The sequence below is a fragment of the Phnomibacter ginsenosidimutans genome (assembly GCF_009740285.1).
GTDB lineage: Bacteria > Bacteroidota > Bacteroidia > Chitinophagales > Chitinophagaceae > Phnomibacter > Phnomibacter ginsenosidimutans.
The window spans coordinates 611,659-634,702 of sequence record NZ_CP046566.1 but is presented as its reverse complement, the minus strand read 5'-3'; the positions used below and the strand labels follow the sequence as shown (position 1 = coordinate 634,702).

Sequence of the window (23,044 nt, the reverse complement as noted above, 5' to 3'; positions counted from 1 at the left end):
AAAATGCGACTCAAACGGGTCGCATTTTTTGCATGAATACCCCACTTGCTTTGTTTAACTTTGGCCCATGCCAAAAATTCTTGTTACTGGTGGCTGCGGCTACATAGGCTCACACACCATCGTCGATTTAATTGAAAACGGGTTTGACGTAATTTCTATAGATGACAATAGCCGGAGCACTACTTACCTGCTCGAAGGCGTTGAAAAAATTACCGGTCGTAAAATCAAAAACTATAAAGTAGACCTCTGCAGTTTTGAAGAAACACGGGCAGTGTTTGAAGAAAACCCGGATGTTTCGGGCATCATTCATTTTGCAGCGTACAAGGCCGTGGGCGAATCCGTAGAAAAGCCATTGCTTTATTTTGAGAACAATATTATTTCACTCATCAATTTGCTGAAATGCACCCGTGAGTTTGCCATTCAGCATTTTGTATTCTCTTCGTCTTGCACGGTCTACGGCAGTCCCGATAGCATTCCGGTGACGGAAGCATCGCCGGTAAAACCTGCCGAAAGCCCGTATGGCCTTACCAAGCAAATGGGCGAACAAATGATAGCCGAAGTAGCCAAACTGGGTACTACCAAATGCATTTTGCTGCGGTATTTCAATCCGGTAGGTGCGCATCCTTCTACCCTCATTGGCGAACTGCCACTGGGCAAGCCGGCCAACCTGGTACCGGCTATTACGCAAACAGCCATTGGCAAATTACCCATGATGCATGTACATGGCAGCGACTACGATACCCGTGACGGCAGCTGCATCCGCGATTTCATCCACATCTGCGATATTGCGCATGCACACACATTGGCCATTCAACGGCTGATGAGCGGCGCCAGCCAGCAGCAACTGGATGTATTCAATCTTGGTACCGGCAATGGCGTAACAGTGCTCGAAGCCATCCACGCTTTTGAAAAAGTGAGCGGTGTACAACTCAACTATACCATGGGCCCACGCCGCCCCGGTGATATTGTAGCCATTTATGCCAACAATGAAAAAGCCGTAACCGAGCTGGGCTGGAACTGCCAATACAATCTTGATGATATGATGAGCAGTGCCTGGCAATGGGAGCAGCGCATACGGCAGGACGAAACCCTGCAAGGCATGCAGCAAGCTTTTTTGAACTAATTGGAAGAATAAATACAACTTTTTTACAGCACCCTGTTGGTCAGCCAGCCTGGGTGCTTTTTTTTACTTGCTGCACATTACTTTTTTAGGAAGCCTTGCGGCTTAACAACTATTTTCGCGGCACAAAAAATTTCAGCTATGCCCCAGTTATCTGATATAGTAGTACAAAATGAAAAAGAAACCCGTGGTGGTTTTGGTGAAGGCATTTACGAAGCCGGAAAGCGCAACCCCAAAGTGGTAGCCCTCACGGCCGACCTCGCCGGCTCTTTGAAGCTCGGTCCTTTCATCAAAGACTTTCCGGAGCGTTTTGTACAAGTGGGCATTGCCGAAGCCAATATGATGGGCATTGCAGCTGGCCTTACCATTGGCGGCTACATTCCCTACACCACTACGTTTGCCAACTTTAGCACCGGCCGTGTGTACGATCAAATTCGCCAGAGCATTGCCTACAGCCACAAGAATGTAAAAATATGCGCCAGCCACGCTGGACTTACACTGGGCGAAGACGGTGCCACTCACCAAATACTGGAAGACATTGGCCTGATGAAAATGCTGCCCGGCATGACGGTGATTGTGCCTTGCGATTTCAACCAAACCAAGGCTGCCACCATGGCCATTGCCGAATACGAAGGCCCTGTATACCTGCGTTTTGGCCGCCCCAAGTGGCCCAACTTTACCGCCGAAGACGGCAGCGATTTTGTGATTGGCAAAGCACAGCTGCTGGCAGAAGGTACCGATGTTTCCATTTTTGCCTGCGGCCACCTGGTGTGGAAAACCATTGAAGCTGCCCGTGCATTGCAAGCTGAAGGCATTTCTGCCGAAGTCATCAATATTCACACCATCAAGCCGCTGGATAGTGAAGCCATCATTGCCAGCATAAGCAAAACCGGCTGTGCAGTAACTGCCGAAGAGCACAATGTGCTCGGTGGTCTGGGCGACAGCGTAGCACAGGTAGCTGCCCGCAATAAGCCTGTACCCATTGAGTTTGTTGGTACCAACGATACTTTTGGCGAAAGTGGTAAGCCTGCTGATTTGCTGAAAAAATACGGTTTGGATACACCCAACATCGTAGCAGCAGCCAAGAAGGCCATTGCCAGAAAATAACCTTTGCAACACTTTTGCATTTCTTTGGGGTTTTGTTGAAACATTTTGGGCATTTTGCAGTTATACCTAAAACTCTACACCATGCCTGGAGGAATCATCAAACAACTGAGAGAAAAAAAGGGGATGAAACAAGATGCTGTGGCCATGGAAATGGGTATTTCGCAGGCCGCTTACAGCAAAATTGAAAACAACCTCACCGAGCTTACGGTAAGACATTGCAAAGCACTCAGCCGCATTTTTGGCGAAAATGTGTATGACTACTTTGACGATGAGTTTGAAATTCATCGGCTGAAACGCAAAAAACAAACCTTGGGCAACCAGCAACTGATAGAAGAAGTGGCTTAAACCACGGGACATATACATCGGCGGCGATTACTGTAGCAAGTAATCGCCGCTCTTGTTTTCAATCAACCTGTATTAAACCATCCCTGTCACTTCCGGTCATAGCATTGTATTTTTGACCATATCCCCCCTGCTGCATGCACCTCGACGACAAAACATTACTGGCGCAGTTTGCCGAACCTGCTCTGCGGGAACGGGCTTATACTGCCATCATCAAAAAATACCAGGAGAAGCTCTACTGGCACATTCGCCGCATGGTGATTGAACACGAAGACACCAACGACGTGCTGCAAAATGTGTTTGTAAAAGTGTGGAATGCCCTGGCCAATTTTCGGGAAGACAGCCAACTGTACACCTGGTTGTACCGCATTGCCACCAATGAAAGCATCAGCTTTTTGGAGCAGAAAAAACGCAAGACCGCCGCTGTAAGCCTCAGCGATGAGGAAAGCAGCTACGACTTTGAAAACAGCATCAAGGCCGACAAACATTTTGACAGCACCCGGTTGGAATGGCGCCTGCAATTGGCCATCAACCAATTGCCCGAAAAACAACGGTTGGTATTTAACCTGCGCTACTACGATGAAATGCCTTACGAAGAAATGAGCAAGATGCTGGGCACCACCACCGGTGCATTAAAAGCCAGCTACCACCATGCCGCTAAAAAAATTGAAGAATACATTTTAAAACACGCCTGAGCTGTTAAACCAATTAACAAAACAACCGTCTGATAGATAGTAAAATGACCACCGACCCCAACATAGTAACCGAATTGCAAAGCATTGCACCCACACTGGCTGGTATTACCCGCCGCATGCCCTACGCCGTACCCGAAGGCTACTTTGAGTATCTGGCCGACCATATGCTGATAGAAGTAACACCCGCCCCACAAACCGGCACTGTGCCCGAAGGCTACTTCGACAATTTTGCCGACAATATGCTGCAGCTCATTCGTAAGCAAAACAGCTGCCACGAACTGGCCGATATTGCTCCCACACTCGCAGGCATCTCTAAGGAAATGCCGTACCATGTACCTGCCGGTTATTTTGAGCAGCTTACTCCTGCCCTGCCCCAGCCCGCCAAAGTGGTAAGCATGAGCAGTAAAAAAATGTGGTGGCGTATGGCCGTAGCAGCTGTGTTGCTCATTGGCGGATTCAGTATCTGGCAACTCAGCAACAATAACAACCAAACCAACAGCACAGGCTTGGATATAGCAACGCTGGCTGCAGATACCGTGGCTATTCCACAAGAAATCAGCCTGCAATTGGCCAATCTGGATGCCAGTACACTCGAATCAGCATTTGCAGAAACAGAACAGACCAGCAGCCACACACAAGCCGCTTACCTGCTCGAAACCGACAACTTTGAGCAAGCCTTACAATCAGTAACCACCGAAGCCATCAGTGATCAACTCGATAAAATACCTGTTACCCAAAAAAATATTTAATGGTTCAACTCTACGCATAGTCATGAAAAAGATTTTGTTATTCGTATGGATGCTGGGCTTGGGCTTTGTAGCGCAGGCACAGGATAAAAAAGAGGATGCGCTGGAAGCATTGCGCATTGCCTTCATCAGCAAGCAGCTGGAGCTCACTCCTGCCGAAGCCGAAAAGTTTTGGCCGGTATACAACAAATATCAGGGCGACCTGCGCCGCATGATGCAGGAGCACCGCGACAAGAAAGGCTCTGAGCTGGATTGGGAAGAAAAACTGCTGAACATGCGCAAGCAGTACAAACCTGAGTTTACCAAATGCATCAGCGAACAAAAATTTGATCGACTGATACGGGCCGAACGTACCTGGGGCGATATGCTGCGCAAAGAATTACAGCGCCGTCGTGAAGCGGGTGAACGCCCGGGCATGGGCCGGCCGCCAATGGTTCGTCCTCGTCAATAAGCTTCCGTTACGCTATTTATACTGCAGTAAGCAAAAAAAGCCGCCCCTTGGGTGGCTTTTTTATTGATTGCTGTGGAATGTTGATTGCCTGATTTCTGATGGATGGAAAGCCACAACTATATTTGCTCTGCTGCCTTACCCCAGCCCATTTGCTGCATGTTGTTATCCGTTATTATTCCTGTTTACAATAGTGAGCATACCATTGGTCCGCTGGTGGATTTGCTGCAATCATCACTTCACCATACCTCATTTGAAATTGTACTGGTAAATGATGGCAGCCGCGACCGCAGCGGAAAAATCATTATGCAACTGGCGAAGCAATACCCCAATGTGCAAGCCATTTCTTTGCGTAGAAATTTTGGTGAGTTCAATACCGTGATGTGTGGCCTTAATCATTGCAAAGGCGATTATGCCACTATTATTGATGACGATTTTCAGAACCCACCCACTGAAATTTTAAAGCTCTTGCAAAAAGCACAGCAAGACGATTTGGATGTGGTATATGCCAACTATGGCAAAAAAGAACATTCCCTCTTTCGCAATATGGGGAGCCGGTTGTTCAATTGGCTCATCAGTCAACTGATGGACAAACCGAAGCATTTGTATCTCTCAAGCTTCAAGGTCATCAGCCGCCCGGTGATTGATGAAATCATTCGCTACAAAGGGCCGTACCCTTTTATTGACGGACTCATTTTTGCAGTCACCCGCAACGTTGACAGCCAACTGGTCGATCATCAAAAAAGAAAGGAAGGCAAAAGCAATTACAGCATCCGTCGGTTGGTGTCGTTGTTTCTCAATATGTTCATCATCTGCAGTCCGCGTCCGTTACGTATTTTATTCATGTCGGGTTGGTTGTTTATTGCACTCGGCTTATTGGCCGTTGTGTTCGAAACCATTCTGCTTTGGTTTTTTGAAGAATACTACAAAGCAGAACACATTGTTTGGATTACGCTGGTGCTGGTAATGGGCCTGCAGTTTTTTGCGATGGGATTGCTGGGCGAATACCTGGGCAAAATCATGATGACACAAAATGGCTGGCCACAGTATGTAATTAAGCAACAAAGCGGAAAAGATGATCGGCAAGAAGCATGAGTATGCATTGATGCATGAATCAGAAACGAATTTCTGGTGGTACAAACACTTGCAGCAACAAGTGCTGCACAGCATTGAGCATTACTTCTTGCAGCAAAAAAACATTGATATTTTAGATGCAGGCTGTGGCACAGGAGGACTGTTGGTAAAGTTGCAGCAACAACAGTACAACAATCTGCATGCGTTAGATGCCTCTTCAGACGCTGTGAACTTTGCCCGTGAAAAAACGGGATTGCCCAATATTGTGTATGGCTACCTACAAGAAGTGGGACAGCATTTTTACGGTCGACAGTTCGATGTGATTTGCTGTATGGATGTGTTCACGTATTTAATTGATGAAGAGATTGTTTCGGTATTGCAACAGTTTACTGGCTTATTGAAGCCTGGCGGCATCATCATCACCAACAACAATGCTTTTAAAGCATTTAAAGGCACACACGACTACCACGTGGGTGTCATCAAACGTTTTACAGCGAAAGACCTTCAGCAATATGCAGCGAATGCCGACCTACAAGTATTGGAAAACCGTTATTGGAATTTCTTGCTTTCACCATTGGTATGGACCATTCGCAAGTGGAAATTATTGCTACACCATACAGGCATCAAATCAGCCGATCACATCCAGTCTGATATTGCCATGCCAGCTGCTGCTGTAAACAACTGCTGTTTCTCACTGCTACAGTTTGAACGCAAATGGCTGCGCAATCCTCCTTTGGGGTACCAGTGTTTTTACAGTATTACAACACAAACCATAGGCATGCTTCTACACCTACTTACCGGAATATTGTTGATTGCAGGCTTTGGTCTTGTTGGCTGGCTATTGCATTCACAACGCATTCGACTTTCTGTAGCCTTGTTGGGCAACACCTTGCTATTGCTCATTTTTCGGTTGTGCTATATCGCTACAATTGAAACAGGGCCAGATGCATCTATTTGGTTGGCATCCGCACAAACTGTAAGCAAATTGTCCGATCCGGTTTGGTCATTACTCACTACCAATGAAGGCCGGCCGCTGACGGTATTGCCTCTTGTATTGCTGCACAAAATAGGCATGCCACTCACGTATGTGTGGGCCGATGTAGCAGGCATACTCATGTACGCAGGTGCATTTGCAATAGCCGCATCATTGATGGCTAAATTGACAAATGCATTGCAAGCCTGGCAATTGAGCTGCATCTTGTTTGCCACACTCGCCACCGTTAGTATCATTGATTATACCAGCTACAATTGTCAGGCTCCGTCACTGTTGATTACAATGTATTGCCTGCATCTGCTGCATGACATTTGGCAGCAATCCGTTAAACGTTATCATACAGTCTTGTTGGGAATATTGCTGGGCAGTTTGCCGTTGTTCAAGTTTCAAAACGCACCCGCAGGTATGCTTATTGGTGTTGCTGCCTGTGCCTTATTTCTTTTCCGCAAGCAATGGCAACAACTCATATTGATTGCTGCAACAGCATTATTACCCGTAGCATTGGTAGCTTTCTTTTTTTGGCAGCGGGGTTTGTGGGCCGATTTCATGAACGATTATTTCAACAACTATTTCTTTTACGCATACACCGAAGACTATGCAGGCGATAGCTACTGGCACCGGTATTCACCACGTAGAGTATTCAGCTTCTTATTGCGTACTACTGATTCGGCAATATTGATTGCAGGTGCATTTGGCATGCTCGCCATAGCAATACTACAAGCAAAACGAAAAGCATTCAGTAATGTGCCACAATGGTTTTTACTACTCTTTTTATTGGCTAATTTTTACGCTGTTATCCAAAGTGGATGGAACACACCGCACTACCTTTTTTACATCTGGATTCCACCGCTCTTGCAGATAGCTGCCATTACTCAAGAACAACGAAAGTGGTTGTTGGCAGGCGCAACACCTGATCATCATTGGGCAGGTAATGGTCAACCAAATGTGGCGCAAACAAGCCAACACTAATCATTTGGCAGCAGATGAACAAATACTGCAAGGCATACGTGCACAGATTGATGAAAATGAACCCATGGTGGTATGGGGTCACGCCGATCGCTATTATGTGCAGGCGCCACGTCCAATGGGTGCAAGACTGGCAGACAGTTGGTGGATTATTCAAAAAGGGCCTTTGCAACCAAAACGGGTAGCTGAGTTTATTTACGATTTGGAAAAAAGACAAACGCCGTTGATAGTTGACAACACCGGCGGACCCGATCCGCACCGGTTCCAGTTTAAGCAATCGCATCTGTTGTCGATACCGGCTATTGCAGCATACGTGCAACAACACTACACCATTAGCGACAGTATTGCTGGTGCTATTTTTTATACACGAAAAAAACAACTGTAGTTTTACTTTTTCAGCTGTTTCAAGAAATAAAACAGGCCGAGCAAAGGCCCGGCCTGAAGTACAAAAATACAAGAACGTTATCCTTCGAAGCTGCTGTAGTAGTAAGGGGTTTTGGCCTCAAACTCAGCGCTACAAGTATCTACCAGTTTGTACACACGGGTAATGCCCCATGCTTTCCGTTTTTCATACACCTGGTCGGCCGTACAGTTGCGCATGATGCGGGCAATTTGCTCATCGCTAAAACCCTGGCGTTTTACTTCCTTCATCAGCTCCTGCGGTATGGTATCAATGGTGTATTTCGCAATCTCTTGCTCCAGCTTGCACAGCTCCCGGATTTGGTAAATAAACCAGCGGTCTATTTTGGTAGCCTGTACCACACTCTTCACCGATACACCTGCCATCAGCGCATCTTTAATACGGAAAATGCGGTCCCATTTCGGTGTCTTGATGTATTCCAGCAGTTCTTCGGCATGCATCAGGCTTTTGCCATAGTAGCCCAAACCCACGGCCTCGTTTTCGAGGCTCTGACAAGCCTTTTGCACTGCTTCATTAAAGCTGCGGCCAATGGCCATTACTTCACCCACACTCTTCATTTGCAAGCCAAGTGTGTCATCAGCACCCTTAAACTTGTCGAAGTTCCAGCGAGGTATTTTTACAATTACATAGTCTAGCGCCGGCTCAAAGTAGGCACTGGTGCTACCGGTAATTTGGTTCTTCAATTCATCGAGGTTGTAACCAATGGCCAGCTTGGCAGCAATTTTGGCAATGGGATAACCCGTTGCTTTTGATGCCAGTGCCGATGAGCGGCTCACACGTGGATTGATTTCGATAGCGATAATTTCCTCTGTTTCCGGATTGAGGGAGAACTGTACGTTGCAACCGCCGGCAAAGTTGCCGAGGTCACGCATCATCATGATGGCGGTATTACGCATCAGTTGGAAGGCCGTATCGCTCAGCGTCATGGCCGGAGCCACGGTAATGCTGTCGCCGGTATGTACCCCCATGGGGTCAAAGTTTTCTACCGTACAAATAATCACTACGTTGTCGGCATTATCGCGGAGGAGTTCCAGTTCAAATTCTTTCCAACCGAGTACGGCTTTTTCTACCAGCACTTCATGTATGGGCGAAGCAGTGAGGCCGCGGTTGAGGGCTTCATCCAAATCTTCTTTGCCATGCACAAAACCACCGCCTGTACCACCCAAGGTAAATGACGGACGAATCACCAATGGGAAACCAATTTCCTGCGCAAATTCTTTGCCTTCCAAAAAGCTGTTGGCGGTTTTGGCAGGTGCCACTGGTACGCCCAGGCGAATCATCCACTGGCGGAACTGTTCGCGGTCTTCGGCTTTATCAATGGCTTTGATGTCTACCCCAATCAGGCGAACATTGTATTGTTTCCAAATGCCCAGCTCTTCGGCTTCTTTGGCCAGGTTGAGGGCTGTTTGACCACCCATGGTAGGCAGTACAGCGTCAATATCATTTTCCTGCAAAATTTGCTCAATGCTTTCCACAGTCAGCGGCAATAAATAAACCCTGTCGGCCATCATTGGATCTGTCATGATGGTGGCAGGGTTGCTGTTGATGAGGATGACTTTGATGCCTTCTTCCCGAAGGCTTCGGGCCGCCTGAGTGCCGCTGTAGTCAAATTCGCAGGCCTGGCCAATAATGATGGGGCCAGAACCAATAATGAGTACCGATTTGATAGAATGATCTCTGGGCATGCTGCTTGCTTGTGCGTTTTGGCGGCAAATGTAGTAAGCCCGCAGCAGGCTTGGGGCAAAAATTTCCGATCCGTTCCATCTACGGCACACATCTTTGGCCCCTGCTGCGCCACTTTTGGGTTGCAAACAAATGACTTATACCGCTGTTATATAAACAAATACTTGCACATGTTGACTACAGGCATTAAGGCGCCGGCGTTTTCCGGACCCGATCAAAATGGAAAAAAAATTGCCCTCAAAGATTTTAAAGGCAAAAAACTGGCCATTTATTTTTACCCAAAAGACAATACGCCCACCTGTACCACACAGGCCTGCAACCTGAGAGACAATTATGCTGTATTACAAAAAGCGGGTATCCAAATTGTGGGCATCAGCACCGACAGTGTAAAAAGCCACAAGAAATTTGAAGCCAAATTCGACCTGCCCTTTCCCCTCATTGCCGACGAAGACCAAACCATTGTGCAAGCCTTTGGTGTATGGGGCGAAAAAAAGTTTATGGGCAAAGTGTATGATGGCATTCACCGCACCACATTCCTCATCGATGAAAAAGGCATCATTCGACACATCATCAGCAAGCCCAACTCCAAAGATCATGCGGCAGAAGTGCTGGCGGGTTTTGGGTTGTAAATAATTTTCAGGCCATAAAATTCCTGCTTACGCATCTATTGTTGCCGGTTGAGCGTACTTATCTTGGAAAACCTGATTTTTCTGATTTTCTTCCAATTCAAATCTATCAACCATGCAAATCATTATTCGTGCTTGTGCAGTAATGCTTACGCTTGCTGTAACTGTAGTGGCCTGTAGTAAAAGCAACAATAGTAGTGGTGGCGGCGGCTCTGTGAACAGTTGCGATGGCGTAAGTGCCAAATTTTCTGCCAATGTATTGCCACTCATTCAAACCAAATGCGCCATCAACAGCGGGTGCCATGCCAGCGGTTCTGTAAATACCGGTGGAGTGCTCACCACGCATGCCCAAATCAGCGCCAAAGCCGCGGCCATTAAGTCGGCAGTAAATGCGGGCACCATGCCACAAACAGGTAGCCTCACCAGCGCCGAAAAAGCCATCATTGCTTGCTGGGTAGATGGTGGTGCACTCAACAACTAATTTTTTCAAGCGGTAGCAATAGCTGCCGCTGTTATTTTGTGGCATGTTGCCTCCTCAAGTAATTGTGGTAGAAAATGCCTGGCTCGCCAAAATAGCTGCACTCAAAATGGGTAGCCAGCGGGTAGCCATGGTGGTTGGCCGACGCATTTACTTGTGGGGCGTAAACAAAGCCGATTTTTTGCAGCAGCCCGCATGGGTAAAACACGAGCTGGCACATGTAGCCCAATACCAACGCTACGGCGTGGTGAAATTTCTGATCCTTTATGTATTTGAATGGATAAAAAACGGTTACTACAACAACCGCTTTGAAGTAGAAGCCCGTGCTGCAGAGCAGGTACCTTAATCGCCCAGTAGCCATTCCACTTCGCCATGCTGAAAATGATACTCACCATTTTCGCCGGCTATCAACTGGCCTTGCTCGTTTACACTTTGTATGCGGTAATGTGCTGTTGTGTTTTGCTGACGAAGCTTGTGCAGCTGCCCCGCCCCAAACAGCACCTGATTGTAATCGTTGAGAATGCGGCTCCAGCCCCGGGGCTCCATCAGCTGCTGCCAACGGCGGTTTTACAAATACACACAAGCTGCGCCCCAATAGCTCCGCATTAAAACGGCGCCCTGCTACCAAACTCAGCGAGGTGGGGTTGGGTAGTGCCGGGTCGAACCGGGTAGAATTTACGTTGATGCCAATGCCACACACCGCCCAGCGCCACTGGTTTTGCTGCATCACATTTTCAATGAGTATGCCACCTGCCTTTCTGTCACCCCAGTACAAATCATTCGGCCACTTAATATTCCAGCCGCCTTGGGCATGGTGATGCAAAAAATCGTATGCCCCGGCAGCAATAGCTGCGCTAAGCCTGAAATACTGACTGGGCGCCAGTTGCAGCGGTTGCAGCACCATGGTCAGTTGTATGTTTTCGCCCGGCTCCGACCACCATTTTTTACCCCATTGGCCGCGGCCCTGGGTTTGCTCATGGGCAAAATACACACTGCCATGAACAGCCATTCCTTCACGTATACACTGCATGGCATACATGTTGGTACTGTTGATAGTGTCGAAAACCTCGAAAGAATGACCGATGGTGGGTAAGTTCATGCCGCTGTTGGCAAATTTTGAGGCGAAATTAGCAGAAGCTTCTCATAGAAACCTGCGATATTGCGACGACAAAAAAACAACGCTTATAAAGCACATCGCATTGAAGAAATCAGCACTACCTACATCGGACGTTCGCATGCAGCGCATATCCCGTCAATCCAAATTATTCAAGAGCATCATTGAAGGCATCTTCGACAAAAAAGGCGAAGAAGTAATGTCGCTTGACCTGCGAAAGATTCAAGAATCTGTGGCCGACTTTTTCATCATTTGCCAGGCCAGCAGCAGCACACAGGTAAAAGCCATTGCCGATAGCATTCAGCATAAAGTAGAAGAAGCCACCGGCGAACAACCTTATCGCCAGGAAGGTTTTCAGCATGCCAAATGGATTTTGGTCGACTACGTGAATGTGGTCATCCACATTATGCAGCCCGATGCCCGTGCTTTTTACCAACTCGAAGAAATGTGGAGTGATGCTCCCGCCCAATTGCATCATCCATCCTGACAACTTACATACCTTTTAGTTATTTTTAATCCATCCGCACAAACCTTTTAGTCGACCGGACATTATAAACCAGACGAAGCGTTCCAATCTATGTTACCAGAAGAAAGACAAAATAACAAGCCCCCGTTTCTGAAGAATTCGGGTGGTGATGATAAGCAACCCGGTAAGCGTGGCCCCAGGTTCAACCTGTACTGGCTCTACGCCGTTATTGTGGTTATCCTGCTGGGTTTCCAGTATTTCAGCACCGGCAGCGATGCCCTGAAAACTGATAAGAAAACATTTCTGGAAGAAATGTACCGCAATGGCGATGTAGACTTCATAATTGAAGTACGCAACAAAGCCCTGGTGCGGGTGTACATCAAAGCTGCCAGCTTAAGCAAACCATACTATCAGGAAAAATTCAAAAAAGCACTGATTGCCAAAAACAATACCGGTCCGCATTTTGAATTCAAAATCACCGACTGGAACAGCTGGAACGTAGAGCTCCGCGAATTTCAGAAAGACAACAAACTGCCGCTGCTCGTAGCCAAGGTAGATGACGAAGCAGAATGGGTAGGTCCGGTGATGCAAACCTTGCTGACCATTGGCATGCTGGTACTCTTTTTTGTACTCATGATGCGCAAAATGGGTGGCGGTGCCGGTGGCCCCGGTGGTGCCGGTGGCATTTTCAACATTGGCAAAAGCAAGGCCCAGCTGTTTGATAAAGACGTGAAAGTGAACATCACTTTTGCCGATGTAGCGGGCCTCGACGAAGCCAAGGTGGAAGTGATGGAGATAGTAGACTTTTTGAAACAACCCAAAAAGTATACAGCACTGGGTGGTAAAATACCCAAAGGCGCTTTGCTGGTTGGCCCTCCGGGTACCGGTAAAACCTTGCTGGCCAAAGCCATGGCCGGCGAAGCCAAAGTGCCTTTCTTCAGCCTCAGCGGTAGCGACTTCGTAGAAATGTTTGTGGGTGTGGGTGCCAGCCGTGTACGTGACCTGTTTAAGCAGGCCCGTGAAAAAGCACCATGTATCATTTTCATTGATGAAATTGACGCCATTGGTCGTGCCCGTGGCCGCAACGCCATCATGAGCAACGACGAACGGGAAAATACCCTGAACCAGTTGCTGGTAGAAATGGACGGCTTTGGTGGCGATACCGGCATTATCATTCTGGCTGCTACCAACCGCCCCGATGTGTTGGACAGCGCCCTGCTGCGCCCCGGTCGTTTCGATCGCCAAATCAGCATCGACAGACCTGATGTAACCGGCCGTGAGCAAATCTTTAAAGTACACCTGAAGCCCATTAAGGTATCTACCACGCTGGATATTCACAAGCTGGCCGAACAAACACCTGGCTTTGCCGGTGCGGATATTGCCAACGTGTGTAACGAAGCAGCCCTGATTGCTGCCCGCAAAGGAAAAGACGCGGTAGACATGAGCGACTTTCAGGATGCCATTGACCGTGTGATTGGTGGTTTGGAAAAGAAAAACAAACTCATCAGCCCCGAAGAAAAAGAAATCATTGCCTACCACGAAGCCGGACACGCCATTTGTGGCTGGCACCTGGAGCATGCTTATCCACTGCTGAAAGTAACCATTGTGCCCCGCGGTACCGCAGCACTTGGCTATGCACAGTACACGCCCAAAGAGCAGTACCTGTACAACACCGACCAGCTGATGGATCAGATTTGTATGACACTTGGTGGCCGTGCTGCGGAAGAAATTTTCTTCGGCAAAATATCGACCGGTGCCAGCAACGACCTGCAGCAAATAACCCGTACCGCTTATGGTATGGTGACAGTGTACGGCATGAATGAAAAAGTAGGCAACGTAAGCTACTACGACCCCAACAGCGACCAAACCTTTACCAAGCCTTATAGCGAGGAAACAGGTAAAATCATTGATGAGGAAGTACGGGGCATTATCGACATCGCTTACAAGCGTACACTACAACTGCTGACAGAGAAAAAAGGCGATGTAGCCAAGCTGGCCAAAGCCCTGCTCGAAAAAGAAGTATTGTTCCAAAGCGATGTAGAAGAGTTGATTGGCAAGCGTCCGTTTGAAGTGAAAGGCCATGTGCACATTGTAGATGAAACGCCTGCGCCACATGCTGCTGCCGAAGTAGAAGACACTCCTGCTGCTACCGACAACACAACAGACAACAACACTGGGATTTTGCCAGAGGCTTAGTACCACGTACTTTTGGGCTGATGCCTGACAACGCAAAACAACGCATACTTCAAAAGATAAAACAGGCACTGACAACCTCAGTGCCTGTTCCATTTCCTGAGCATACACAGGTGCCTGTACAGCAGGTGCTGCCCCCTGCCGATGGCGAAGATTTGGCCATCTTATTTGCAGAACAATTTTCGCAGATACAAGGTCAGTTTGCCTACTGTCTCAACGTGGCAGAATGTGTAGCGCAACTCAATATTCTGGCAGAAAAAAAAGCCATCCACAAATGGTATTGCACCGATGAAAAGTTGCGCCATGTGCTGGAGCAAGCAGGTTGGCAGCATGGCTGGCATACAACACTCGCCGACTGTCATGCCAGCATCACCGGAGCCGAAGCATTGGTGGCCCGTACTGGCAGCTTATTGCTGAGTAGTACTGCCAGCAGCGGCCGTACCAGCAGTGTGTACGCACCCATTCATATTTGCCTGGCGGGTGTGCAGCAATTGGTGTACGATATAAGCGATGCCATGCAGCTGATGCAACAACGTTACGGACAGCAATTGCCTTCATTTATCAGCTTGGCCAGTGGCCCCAGCCGCACCGCCGATATTGAAAAAACTTTGGTAACGGGCGTACATGGCCCCAAAGAAGTGTTCTGTTTTTTAACTGAAACGCTATAGGTAATATGCCTGTACTTCGTGACCTTTAGCCCACACTAAGTAATGAATGTATGAGTACGCCAGAAGCCGGAATTCAGTTGTTTGTATATGGTTCGCTGCGCAAAGGTTTTAATAGCCCGGTGTACGAATTAATGAGCCGCTATTTTGAATTGTTGGCTACGGGTCGCATCAAAGGCAGACTCTACGATTTAGGCGAATACCCCGCTGCATTGCCAACACATGATGAAGCCTATATCATTGGCGAACTGTACCGCATCAAGAATGCAGACGAACTCGATTGGGCTATGGCACAACTCGACGATTACGAAGGCATTTATGATAATGAAGACGGTGGCGGCCCGCTCTATCGCAGAGATGTAGTAACGGTATACCGTGATGGCGGACAAACCACGCATGCATGGGTATATTGGTATGCCCGTTCTATTGAAGGCAAACCCTTCATTCCTTCAGGCGATGTGCTGCAATACCAGCAGGAGAAACATCGATAATCATCATCACACGGCTACTACATGACAGAACTTTGTAGCTGTACATCTGCGTCTTTGGCGGCTTGCTGCAATTGCAGTTTTGTTTGTGCAGCTTCCTTCGCTTTACCCAAGGAAGATTGTGCTTTGTACAATCCATACAGGCTCCAAACGTTTTTCGGATTGATGATAAGTTCTTGTTGATAAACCAATGCAGCACGGGAAAACTGCCGCTTCGCTAACAATGCAGCCCCCAAATAATGCCTGCCAGGCAACAGCCAATCTCTGGGTTCCTGATACATCAAGCCGTCTTCCCGTTTCACTGCTTCTTCATACAAGGCAATCGCCTTATCCAGCTGCTGGTTTTGCCAGGCTATGCTGCCTTCCAGTATTGCAGTCATAATACCCAAAGCTTTAATAGCAGGGTTAATGGTTTCAAACTGCTCCTGCAACGATGCATCGCTACTCAAACTTTTCAGATCCTTAAGCATAGCTGTTGCATTTGTTGTGTTGCCTTTTTTCAGCCATGCCATGCCTTTGCCAAAACTTTGTATAGCCCAGGCATACTTCAATTGCGGATGGATGCGTGGTGCAGCCAGCAAGCTATCCCACTGCCCAAAACGCACTTGTGCCATGATAGAAGTACTGTAGGCATACTGCATGTAATTACCCATGCCAGCACCCATTTCCATATACTTACCAGGCACTGCATCCTGCAATTCCTTGGCCGCAGCAAGCTGCATCTTGCGCATTGCCCCTATACATGGTGCATGCTGCTTTCATGTGCAAATTGTGTATGAGGTATAAATAAGCATCGCCCTCCACCTCGGGAAACTGTGCATAGTATTCATTGAATCCATTGATGGAAGAATCATTTACCAGCATGCCTTCTTTGTAATAGCCTGTACGAATGAAAATATGCGAAGGCATGTGCACCATATGGCTCACCATCGGCATCATAGTGCTAAGGCGCCAGGCACTGGGCAAAGCATCGGTAGCTTTTACGCCACCTTCCATCGCATGTATGTACAAATGATTGAGGCTTGGATGATGAGGATGTTTAGCTAACCCCTGCTCAAGCACCGTTACAATGGAAGGTGTCCATGGCTTGGGGCTTCCATTGATGTCGTACATATCCCATGGGTGCTGTACCATCAATGCATCGGCGTACAAAGCAAGTACATTAGCGTCATCAGGATATTTATCCAACACCCGCCTGATGGCTTTTTCGTAATCAGCGTTCTGCTGACTTCTGCTCACCGCTGTATCTGCATTGTAGCGGGCAGTAAGCGTAGCTACAAGTGCCTGCTCTAATCCAGATTCATTGTTTACAGTAGCCTTGGCTTTGCGCATGGCTTCCATGGCTTCCGGTGCATTTTGCAGCATTGCATAGTTATAGTTTACTCCGTACGCCATCGCCAGTCCCCAATACGCCATGGCACAATCCGGATCGAACCGGGCGGCTTTGGCAAACGAAGCTTTGGCTTCAATCATGTGAAAACTATAATACATGTTGATGCCCTGATTAAAATACACCTGCGCAGAATCATTGGCGGCTGTCACATGCCAACGGAAACTTCCCCAGCCTTGCAGCAATGGAATTTGTGGTTCATCCACCCGCCAATCAAAGCTTGCATCTCCTGATGAGGCACAGCCTATGGCTGTTTTATTTTGCAGGTATGCCTGATAAGACACAAAAGCCGGCTGCGTTTGATAGCCGAATGTTGACAACAGGAATGCGACAAAGATGCTAATGACGGTTCCGGTAATGAGGAGTGGCCATTTCATAGGGCGGAATTAAAACGTATAGAAATAAATCAGGCAGGAAAGTACTGTTTTGCGTAGCCAAAACAAAACGCTTTACTGCATTTAAAGCCCTGCCGCTGGATGCCAATTACTGGCATCCGCCTACATTTGTGCCATGCAATTACCCGCCGGCAAAAAGGTTTTCTTTCTTTCTGATTTTCATTTGGGCGCCCCCAATGCTGCTGCCAGCCGCCAGCGGGAAAACAAACTCATTCGGTTTCTCAACGAGATTGAACACGAAGCTGCCGTCATTTTTATTGTTGGTGACCTGTTTGATTTTTGGTACGAATACAAATACGTTGTTCCCAAAGGTTATGTACGGCTCTTGGGCAAACTCGCCGACCTGACCGACAAAGGCATTGCCATCCATTTTTTTGTTGGCAACCACGACATGTGGATGAAAACCTACTTTCAGGAAGAGTTAAACATCCCCGTGTACTTTGGGCCAAAATGGTTTGAGTTTTCGGGTAAGCAATTGTACATCGCCCATGGCGATGGCCTTGGCCCCGGCGACCATGGCTACAAGTTGTTGAAAAAGATATTCCGCAACCCCTTGTGCCAATGGGCTTTCGGCATGCTACCACCTGTCATTGGCATGGGCCTCGCCAATTTTTTCAGTCGCAAAAGCCGCGAAGCCGTGGCCGACCATGAAAAAGAATTTTGGGGACCCGATAAAGAATGGCTGATGATTCATAGCCGCGAAGTGTTGCAACAACAACATGCTGATTATTTCGTTTACGGACACAGGCATGTGCCAGGTATACATGCATTGCCCAATAACAGCTGGTATGTAAACCTCGGCGATTGGATTATTCATTTTACCTACGCTGTTTTTGATGGCGAGCAAATGCAGTTGCACAAATACGAAGGTTGATGCGTTTCTTTTTTATCATATTTATCTGTTGCTTAAGCAAGGTATCCTTCACGCAAGTGGCACCCATACCAGATGCCGCTAACGGCATTGCCAAACTACAAGTGCAGTTGGAAAAAACCTTTGCCGGCAAATGGACAAATGTGGAAGTAGACAATTTGGGCAACCTGTATTTGGTAGATGATCAACAACGCATCAAAAAGCTCAACAACCGCTACGATTCTGTTGGCACGTTCAACGAAGTAAGAACCGTGGGTACACTGCACAGTATCGATGTATCGAACCCGCTGCGTATTATATTGTGGTACAAAGATTTTGGCACCCTGCTATTGCTCGATCGTTTTTTACAAGTGAAAACGAGCATAGATTTACGCAACATTGGCCTGCTGCAATGCAATGCGGTGGCACAGAGCTACGACAATAATATTTGGGTATACGACGACCTGAGTGCACAAATCAAAAAGATAAACGAAGAAGGAAAGGTTTTGCTGGAGTCGCCAGACATGCGGGTACTGTACGATATGCCACCGCATCCGCAGACATTGACCGATTTCAATAGAAACCTGTATGCGTACGATGCCGATAACGGACTACTGATTTGTGATTATTTTGGTGCGGTACAAAAAAGCCTGCCATACAAGGGTTGGAAAAACCTGCAGGGCTTTGGCCGCGGCTTACTGGCCACCAACGAAGATGTGGTAACCTGGCTGAGTAGCAACGGCATCGATACAAAAAAATGGGAATTGCCCGCAGGCTGGTGGGATGCCCAAAAAATTCGCTTTTACCAAAACAAAGTATATGTGCTGCGCAACAATCAATTGTATGCGTATGCACTCACACAAGCCTTAGAATAATTGCTATGAATGAAGTGTTGAATCAGATGATATTGGACAATAGTCTGCGGAGTTATCTCATCTCTGCAGGTATCATATTGGGCGTAGCTATTTTCAGGAGATTGTTATCGAAAGGTGCGGCCTGGCTCATTGCCAAAATGATTACCAACAAAAACCGCCCCTTCGACCGCAAACGCTTTCACGATTTGGTACTGGCGCCGTTAGATTTATTCATTTTGGTATTGGCATTCATCATTGCCATGCACAGGCTCACCATGCCAGAGCTCTTGAAGTTTACGATTTACAAAGCGGCTTTCCACGACATCATTGAAGCCATTGGTCGTGGCGTTCTTATTGGCAGTTTTGTGTGGCTGTGCAACCGCATGATTATTTATGTATCGCATTTGCTGCAGCAAAAAGCTGCCCTTACTGCAGACAGAACTGATGATCAGCTGGTGATGTTTTTCCGCGACTTTTTGAAAGTGCTCGTTTGGATTTTGGGTGTGCTGATGATCCTCAAATTTTCTTTTGGTTTCAACCTGAGCAATGTACCTAACCGGCCTCAGCATTGTGGGTGCGGCACTGGCATTGGCGTTTCGTGAAAGTTTGGAAAACCTCATTGCATCTTTTGTGATTTTCTTCGACAAGCCTTTCACCATTGGCGATATGGTAAAAGTAGAATCGGTAACAGGATCTGTAGAAAAAATTGGTTTACGTAGCACCCGCATTCGTACTACTGAAAAAACATTTGTAACGGTTCCCAATAAAAAAATGGTTGACTCAATTCTAGACAACCACACGTTGCGGTCGCAGCGCAATGTGTTCAACAAAATGGAGCTGCATTTAAATGCAGAACCAGCACATATCGCCGGCTATATTGCTGCCGTAGAAAAACTGTTGAGCCGGCCCGACATACTGGACAGCAATGTATACCTGAGTGATACCGGCGGTCCGGCACACATCATTCACATCGAATACTTTGTGGACATGGCGGTTGCCATAAAAGACTTTTTCAAACTGAGAGAACAAATCAACCTGCAACTCATCAGCTTATTGCAAACCCATCATTTGGAATTGGCGGGGGAGTCTGATGTAAGAAAGCCGCGATAAAAAACCAGTGATTACAACGCAGCTATAATAGTGGCCAGCTCTGCATCGGGCAAGCCCGTTTTTCCGTACTCGGTAATGCGGCCAACTTCTTTGCCTTCTTTCATCACAATCACGGTAGGTACCAGCGTAATGCCAAACAACTGATGCAAGTTGCCCACCGTTGTTTTATTGCGGTCGGCGGCTACAATAGTGAATGCAGAATCAGGTATGCCTGCCGCTTCGAGGCAAGAGAAATATTTCGGAATAATTTGTTGTGAATCGTGACACCAGGTGCCGGCAAAAATCACCAACTGAAACTGCCCTTTCTTTTGCTTGAAAGCATCTACCAGAGCAGCATTATTTCTGTAATACTGCAGGTTTTGCTTGTACCACGTAAAACTGCTATCGCCTTTAATATCCTGTAAGGTTACGATGCCCCGAAAGAGTTTTTTCTCTTCGGCATCGGGCAACACCTCATACAGTTTTTGCTGCGCAAATACCTGTTGCGTTACTACCAAAAACAGGGCAAAAAACATCCATTTGCGAAGCGGTGAGTGGGTCATGATACGTTGGCTTTCAGTTCTAATAAAAATGATTTCAGCTTTTCGAGCTTTTTAATCAACTCAAATGTATCCAGCGCTTTGTTATGGTTACGCAAATATTCACGGGCACCTTCAATGGTGAAGCGACGCACTTTCAGCAAGTGATAAATGAGTTGGAGATGCTTCACATCTACTGGGCGGAAATAGCGATCGCCTTTGCGGTTTTTGCGGGGTTGCAACACATCAAATTCATTTTCCCAATAGCGCAGCATAGAATGCGAGATATCGAACATGGCTGCCGTTTCCCGCATGCTGTAGTACTGTCTTTTAAACAGTTCTTCATCGGGTGGTACATTCATTTGTGCCGGCGTCCCCACTTCTGCATTACCGGCGGCAGCTACATTGTTCTTTTTACCTGCAGGAAATTCTACCACAATATCCGACACAGGTTCTATCAGCGTTGTTGTAGTCTTTTCTTCAACCGGCTCATCTGTTGCTGCACTATGGCGGATGGGTTCCGGTGCTATCCAGGCAATCACTTCCGATACAGGTGTGGTTACTGCTGGTTCAGCAATTGGTGCTTCCGTAGTAGTTGTTTCATCCACTTCAGCGGGTGGTTCTTCCTCCACTATTTCCTCCCACGAATCGGTTATTGGAGCCACCTCTTCTTCCACTATCCAATCGGGCATGGGTTCTTCCTCCTGCGCCACCTCCGGCAATTCAACTGCAACCGGTTCCATTGGCATGGCTTCCGGTTCGGGTATGGGCGTAGTGGCCATCAGCGAATCATCGGTGTCGGGCAGGGGCTCTTGCTCCGGTATGGCAGGGCTGGTATCGGGTTCTTCTTCCCGAATGCGTTTGGGAGGTCGGGGCGGTCCGCCAAATAAGTCTAACTGCTCAGGTATCATAGCTGCAAGTATGGCGCTTGGCCAATGTGCAAATCTACCTACAACCGTCGTTGCAAACGAATGGAAATGAGGCCTGTGGACATGCTAAAGCCAAATTGGGGATAAGCAGGGTACATAAAAAAAGCCTGACCATACAGAATGCATGATCAGGCTGAAGCTGTAGGGGGAGGAGTCGAACCTCCACGAAGAAGTTAGCGGCTGTACATCGTGATTGGGATGCGATCCCAAACCTGCTGGTGGTCAACCCCAGTCGGTCCTGCTGCAGACAGGATCGGCGTTATACAGTGTTTATCCTTTGCTCTTCACCCCCGAGACAAGAGGGCATGTCTGCCAAAAGTTTCATCACCCCACAATAGAAGAACTATTTGTAGTTTTTGGTTATTTGTTTGCAGTTGAAAACGGACAACCACAAACCAAAAACAATAAACCAAAAATTCCGCTGTAGGAGAAGGATTCGAACCTCCACGGGGCAGTTAGCAACAGCACAAAGAAAAGTGGTCAACCCTGGTCGGGTCCGGTGTTGCAATTGACGTTGACCTGCCAACGACAAAACCGGCACGGCTCTATGCAGTGTTTTTTCTGGACTCCCCACCCCCGAGACAAGAGGGCATGTCTGCCAAAAATTTCATCATCCTACAAGATGGTCTTTCCGAAATCGTCTGCGTTAGATTATTTCGAAAAAGAAAGAACTATTGTTGATTGAATTGCAAACCTTACTTTTATGCCGAAGGCAATTGGCTTTCTTTCAATTACAGTGCAATATTAAACGAATCAAGCTTTTCATTCCAAATTTTTCAAGCTTTAAAACCAAACTTTTGAAATTTTTTATAGTTTGATTTTTACTTGTAGAAATTTTCGAATCAATTTTTGAAAAATGGCCGGAAAACTGAATCTCGACAAACTCGACTACCAGATCATTCAGCACATGATGGAAGACGCTGAAATTTCTTATGCCGACCTCGGTAAGAAACTATTTGTAAGTGGTGGCACCATCCATGTCCGCATCAAAAAGTTGCAGGAAATGGGCATTGTAAAAGGCACCCGCCTGGCAGTGGACACCCACAAGCTGGGCTACACCGTCATTGCCTTCATTGGTATTTATCTGGAAAAAAGTTCGCTGTACGATTCCGTAGCCAAAGACCTGATGAAAATTCCGGAAGTGGTACGCCTCAACTACACCACCGGCAACTACAGCATGTTTGTAGAAATAGCCTGCAAAGACATCAACCAGCTGCGCTTTGTACTGCACGATCAAATGCAAAAAATCAAAGGCATCGAACGTACTGAAACACTCATCAGCCTGGAAGAAAGCCTGAACCGGAATATTCAGGTGGCTACTACTGAGGGGTGAGGGTGATGGGTTGGAAAGTTGGAAAGTTGGAAGGTTGGA

27 protein-coding genes are annotated in these 23,044 nt (G+C 47.3%); 21 read left to right on the top strand and 6 right to left on the bottom strand.

Translation table 11 applies throughout. From position 1 onward, the window contains the following. Window positions 1-67: 67 nt before the first annotated feature. From galE to GLV81_RS02705, 9 genes are all read left to right on the top strand, one after another. Entirely contained in the window at window positions 68-1,123 is a 1,056-nt protein-coding gene (galE, locus tag GLV81_RS02745) for a UDP-glucose 4-epimerase GalE (RefSeq protein WP_157476645.1), read from the top strand. A gap of 138 nt (window positions 1,124-1,261) precedes the next feature. After that, complete coding sequence (locus tag GLV81_RS02740; RefSeq protein ID WP_157476644.1) at window positions 1,262-2,227, top strand: transketolase family protein; 966 nt, start codon at window positions 1,262-1,264, stop codon at window positions 2,225-2,227. A gap of 81 nt (window positions 2,228-2,308) precedes the next feature. Next, entirely contained in the window at window positions 2,309-2,572 is a 264-nt protein-coding gene (locus tag GLV81_RS02735) for a helix-turn-helix transcriptional regulator (protein ID WP_157476642.1), read from the top strand. A 134-nt stretch (window positions 2,573-2,706) separates the two neighbouring features. After that, a complete protein-coding gene (locus tag GLV81_RS02730; RefSeq protein WP_157476640.1) occupies window positions 2,707-3,264 on the top strand; it encodes an RNA polymerase sigma factor in 558 nt (185 codons plus the stop codon). 44 nt (window positions 3,265-3,308) lie between these two features. Continuing rightward, window positions 3,309-4,013, top strand: coding sequence for a hypothetical protein (locus GLV81_RS02725; RefSeq protein ID WP_157476638.1), 705 nt, complete (start codon window positions 3,309-3,311; stop codon window positions 4,011-4,013). Between the two features lie 22 nt (window positions 4,014-4,035). After that, window positions 4,036-4,461: a hypothetical protein gene (locus tag GLV81_RS02720; RefSeq protein ID WP_157476636.1), complete on the top strand. Its 426-nt coding sequence runs from the start codon at window positions 4,036-4,038 to the stop codon at window positions 4,459-4,461. 156 nt (window positions 4,462-4,617) lie between these two features. Continuing rightward, window positions 4,618-5,553 (top strand): glycosyltransferase family 2 protein, encoded by a 936-nt coding sequence (locus tag GLV81_RS02715; RefSeq protein WP_157476634.1) that lies wholly within the window; start codon window positions 4,618-4,620, stop codon window positions 5,551-5,553. Further along, a complete protein-coding gene (locus GLV81_RS02710) occupies window positions 5,534-7,495 on the top strand; it encodes a class I SAM-dependent methyltransferase (RefSeq protein ID WP_157476632.1) in 1,962 nt (653 codons plus the stop codon). Before GLV81_RS02715 ends, GLV81_RS02710 begins: the two co-directional genes overlap by 20 nt. Beyond that, window positions 7,470-7,877, top strand: a complete 408-nt coding sequence (locus GLV81_RS02705; protein ID WP_197428877.1) for a hypothetical protein — start codon at window positions 7,470-7,472, stop codon at window positions 7,875-7,877. Before GLV81_RS02710 ends, GLV81_RS02705 begins: the two co-directional genes overlap by 26 nt. A 77-nt stretch (window positions 7,878-7,954) precedes the next feature. Here GLV81_RS02705 and carB read toward each other — a convergent pair whose 3' ends face one another. Further along, window positions 7,955-9,724 carry a carbamoyl-phosphate synthase large subunit gene (gene carB, locus GLV81_RS02700; protein ID WP_246186201.1) on the bottom strand — a complete coding sequence of 590 codons (1,770 nt, stop codon included), beginning with the start codon at window positions 9,722-9,724 and terminating at the stop codon, window positions 7,955-7,957. Window positions 9,725-9,766: 42 nt separating this feature from the next. Here carB and bcp point away from each other — a divergent pair, with 42 nt between their 5' ends. The 3 genes from bcp (at window position 9,767) to GLV81_RS02685 (ending at window position 11,046) form a co-directional block, all read left to right on the top strand. Further along, on the top strand, window positions 9,767-10,225 hold the full coding sequence (gene bcp, locus GLV81_RS02695; RefSeq protein WP_157476628.1) for a thioredoxin-dependent thiol peroxidase: 459 nt from the start codon (window positions 9,767-9,769) through the stop codon (window positions 10,223-10,225). A gap of 112 nt (window positions 10,226-10,337) precedes the next feature. Beyond that, window positions 10,338-10,703 carry a hypothetical protein gene (locus GLV81_RS02690; RefSeq protein WP_157476626.1) on the top strand — a complete coding sequence of 122 codons (366 nt, stop codon included), beginning with the start codon at window positions 10,338-10,340 and terminating at the stop codon, window positions 10,701-10,703. Window positions 10,704-10,746: 43 nt separating this feature from the next. Further along, entirely contained in the window at window positions 10,747-11,046 is a 300-nt protein-coding gene (locus tag GLV81_RS02685) for a DUF4157 domain-containing protein (protein WP_157476624.1), read from the top strand. A gap of 42 nt (window positions 11,047-11,088) precedes the next feature. Here the strand turns inward: GLV81_RS02685 and GLV81_RS02680 are convergent, their stop codons facing one another. Then, complete coding sequence (locus GLV81_RS02680; RefSeq protein ID WP_157476622.1) at window positions 11,089-11,799, bottom strand: biotin--[acetyl-CoA-carboxylase] ligase; 711 nt, start codon at window positions 11,797-11,799, stop codon at window positions 11,089-11,091. 136 nt (window positions 11,800-11,935) lie between these two features. Between GLV81_RS02680 and rsfS the strand changes: the two genes are divergently transcribed. From rsfS to GLV81_RS02660, 4 genes are all read left to right on the top strand, one after another. After that, entirely contained in the window at window positions 11,936-12,301 is a 366-nt protein-coding gene (gene rsfS, locus GLV81_RS02675) for a ribosome silencing factor (protein ID WP_157476620.1), read from the top strand. A 90-nt stretch (window positions 12,302-12,391) separates the two neighbouring features. After that, window positions 12,392-14,476 (top strand): ATP-dependent zinc metalloprotease FtsH, encoded by a 2,085-nt coding sequence (ftsH, locus tag GLV81_RS02670; protein ID WP_157476617.1) that lies wholly within the window; start codon window positions 12,392-12,394, stop codon window positions 14,474-14,476. A 20-nt stretch (window positions 14,477-14,496) separates the two neighbouring features. Continuing rightward, complete coding sequence (locus GLV81_RS02665) at window positions 14,497-15,141, top strand: LutC/YkgG family protein (RefSeq protein ID WP_246186200.1); 645 nt, start codon at window positions 14,497-14,499, stop codon at window positions 15,139-15,141. 50 nt (window positions 15,142-15,191) lie between these two features. Beyond that, window positions 15,192-15,629 (top strand): gamma-glutamylcyclotransferase family protein, encoded by a 438-nt coding sequence (locus GLV81_RS02660; RefSeq protein WP_157476613.1) that lies wholly within the window; start codon window positions 15,192-15,194, stop codon window positions 15,627-15,629. A gap of 17 nt (window positions 15,630-15,646) precedes the next feature. Here the strand turns inward: GLV81_RS02660 and GLV81_RS02655 are convergent, their stop codons facing one another. Further along, complete coding sequence (locus tag GLV81_RS02655; protein WP_197428876.1) at window positions 15,647-16,357, bottom strand: hypothetical protein; 711 nt, start codon at window positions 16,355-16,357, stop codon at window positions 15,647-15,649. Continuing rightward, a complete protein-coding gene (locus GLV81_RS02650; protein ID WP_157476609.1) occupies window positions 16,302-17,393 on the bottom strand; it encodes a tetratricopeptide repeat protein in 1,092 nt (363 codons plus the stop codon). Before GLV81_RS02650 ends, GLV81_RS02655 begins: the two co-directional genes overlap by 56 nt. Before the next feature lie 133 nt (window positions 17,394-17,526). Here GLV81_RS02650 and GLV81_RS02645 point away from each other — a divergent pair, with 133 nt between their 5' ends. The 4 genes from GLV81_RS02645 to GLV81_RS02630 are packed head-to-tail and all read left to right on the top strand — an operon-like array spanning window position 17,527 to window position 20,225. Next, on the top strand, window positions 17,527-18,285 hold the full coding sequence (locus GLV81_RS02645; RefSeq protein WP_157476607.1) for a UDP-2,3-diacylglucosamine diphosphatase: 759 nt from the start codon (window positions 17,527-17,529) through the stop codon (window positions 18,283-18,285). Window positions 18,286-18,341: 56 nt separating this feature from the next. Continuing rightward, the gene (locus GLV81_RS02640) at window positions 18,342-19,136 is read left to right on the top strand and encodes a hypothetical protein (protein ID WP_157476606.1); all 795 of its coding nucleotides are present in this window, start codon (window positions 18,342-18,344) and stop codon (window positions 19,134-19,136) included. A 5-nt stretch (window positions 19,137-19,141) separates the two neighbouring features. After that, complete coding sequence (locus GLV81_RS02635) at window positions 19,142-19,717, top strand: hypothetical protein (RefSeq protein ID WP_157476604.1); 576 nt, start codon at window positions 19,142-19,144, stop codon at window positions 19,715-19,717. Further along, window positions 19,662-20,225 (top strand): mechanosensitive ion channel family protein, encoded by a 564-nt coding sequence (locus GLV81_RS02630; RefSeq protein ID WP_157476602.1) that lies wholly within the window; start codon window positions 19,662-19,664, stop codon window positions 20,223-20,225. Before GLV81_RS02635 ends, GLV81_RS02630 begins: the two co-directional genes overlap by 56 nt. Before the next feature lie 11 nt (window positions 20,226-20,236). Here the strand turns inward: GLV81_RS02630 and GLV81_RS02625 are convergent, their stop codons facing one another. Further along, window positions 20,237-20,767, bottom strand: coding sequence for a thioredoxin family protein (locus tag GLV81_RS02625; RefSeq protein WP_157476600.1), 531 nt, complete (start codon window positions 20,765-20,767; stop codon window positions 20,237-20,239). Then, a complete protein-coding gene (locus tag GLV81_RS19165) occupies window positions 20,764-21,654 on the bottom strand; it encodes a MerR family transcriptional regulator (protein WP_246186199.1) in 891 nt (296 codons plus the stop codon). Before GLV81_RS19165 ends, GLV81_RS02625 begins: the two co-directional genes overlap by 4 nt. Before the next feature lie 874 nt (window positions 21,655-22,528). On the opposite strand from GLV81_RS19165, the gene GLV81_RS02615 reads away from it, so the two are divergent. After that, a complete protein-coding gene (locus GLV81_RS02615) occupies window positions 22,529-23,005 on the top strand; it encodes an Lrp/AsnC ligand binding domain-containing protein (protein ID WP_157476598.1) in 477 nt (158 codons plus the stop codon). Window positions 23,006-23,044 lie beyond the last annotated feature (39 nt).

Excerpts from the sequence above, each read along its gene's own strand:
- GLV81_RS02730 (WP_157476640.1), top strand. The coding sequence starts at position 2,707 with ATGCACCTCGACGACAAAACATTACTGGCGCAGTTTGCCGAACCTGCT.
- GLV81_RS02720 (WP_157476636.1), top strand. The coding sequence starts at position 4,036 with ATGAAAAAGATTTTGTTATTCGTATGGATGCTGGGCTTGGGCTTTGTA.
- ftsH (WP_157476617.1), top strand. The coding sequence starts at position 12,392 with ATGTTACCAGAAGAAAGACAAAATAACAAGCCCCCGTTTCTGAAGAAT.
- GLV81_RS19165 (WP_246186199.1), bottom strand. The coding sequence starts at position 21,654 with ATGATACCTGAGCAGTTAGACTTATTTGGCGGACCGCCCCGACCTCCC.
- GLV81_RS02710 (WP_157476632.1), top strand. The coding sequence starts at position 5,534 with ATGATCGGCAAGAAGCATGAGTATGCATTGATGCATGAATCAGAAACG.
- GLV81_RS02690 (WP_157476626.1), top strand. The coding sequence starts at position 10,338 with ATGCAAATCATTATTCGTGCTTGTGCAGTAATGCTTACGCTTGCTGTA.
- GLV81_RS02680 (WP_157476622.1), bottom strand. The coding sequence starts at position 11,799 with ATGAACTTACCCACCATCGGTCATTCTTTCGAGGTTTTCGACACTATC.
- GLV81_RS02725 (WP_157476638.1), top strand. The coding sequence starts at position 3,309 with ATGACCACCGACCCCAACATAGTAACCGAATTGCAAAGCATTGCACCC.
- GLV81_RS02625 (WP_157476600.1), bottom strand. The coding sequence starts at position 20,767 with ATGACCCACTCACCGCTTCGCAAATGGATGTTTTTTGCCCTGTTTTTG.
- GLV81_RS02635 (WP_157476604.1), top strand. The coding sequence starts at position 19,142 with ATGAATGAAGTGTTGAATCAGATGATATTGGACAATAGTCTGCGGAGT.
- GLV81_RS02685 (WP_157476624.1), top strand. The coding sequence starts at position 10,747 with ATGTTGCCTCCTCAAGTAATTGTGGTAGAAAATGCCTGGCTCGCCAAA.
- GLV81_RS02735 (WP_157476642.1), top strand. The coding sequence starts at position 2,309 with ATGCCTGGAGGAATCATCAAACAACTGAGAGAAAAAAAGGGGATGAAA.
- GLV81_RS02615 (WP_157476598.1), top strand. The coding sequence starts at position 22,529 with ATGGCCGGAAAACTGAATCTCGACAAACTCGACTACCAGATCATTCAG.
- rsfS (WP_157476620.1), top strand. The coding sequence starts at position 11,936 with ATGCAGCGCATATCCCGTCAATCCAAATTATTCAAGAGCATCATTGAA.
- GLV81_RS02655 (WP_197428876.1), bottom strand. The coding sequence starts at position 16,357 with ATGCGCAAGATGCAGCTTGCTGCGGCCAAGGAATTGCAGGATGCAGTG.
- GLV81_RS02705 (WP_197428877.1), top strand. The coding sequence starts at position 7,470 with ATGTGGCGCAAACAAGCCAACACTAATCATTTGGCAGCAGATGAACAA.
- galE (WP_157476645.1), top strand. The coding sequence starts at position 68 with ATGCCAAAAATTCTTGTTACTGGTGGCTGCGGCTACATAGGCTCACAC.
- GLV81_RS02630 (WP_157476602.1), top strand. The coding sequence starts at position 19,662 with ATGTACCTAACCGGCCTCAGCATTGTGGGTGCGGCACTGGCATTGGCG.
- GLV81_RS02650 (WP_157476609.1), bottom strand. The coding sequence starts at position 17,393 with ATGAAATGGCCACTCCTCATTACCGGAACCGTCATTAGCATCTTTGTC.
- GLV81_RS02665 (WP_246186200.1), top strand. The coding sequence starts at position 14,497 with ATGCCTGACAACGCAAAACAACGCATACTTCAAAAGATAAAACAGGCA.
- GLV81_RS02740 (WP_157476644.1), top strand. The coding sequence starts at position 1,262 with ATGCCCCAGTTATCTGATATAGTAGTACAAAATGAAAAAGAAACCCGT.
- GLV81_RS02660 (WP_157476613.1), top strand. The coding sequence starts at position 15,192 with ATGAGTACGCCAGAAGCCGGAATTCAGTTGTTTGTATATGGTTCGCTG.
- GLV81_RS02715 (WP_157476634.1), top strand. The coding sequence starts at position 4,618 with ATGTTGTTATCCGTTATTATTCCTGTTTACAATAGTGAGCATACCATT.
- GLV81_RS02645 (WP_157476607.1), top strand. The coding sequence starts at position 17,527 with ATGCAATTACCCGCCGGCAAAAAGGTTTTCTTTCTTTCTGATTTTCAT.
- bcp (WP_157476628.1), top strand. The coding sequence starts at position 9,767 with ATGTTGACTACAGGCATTAAGGCGCCGGCGTTTTCCGGACCCGATCAA.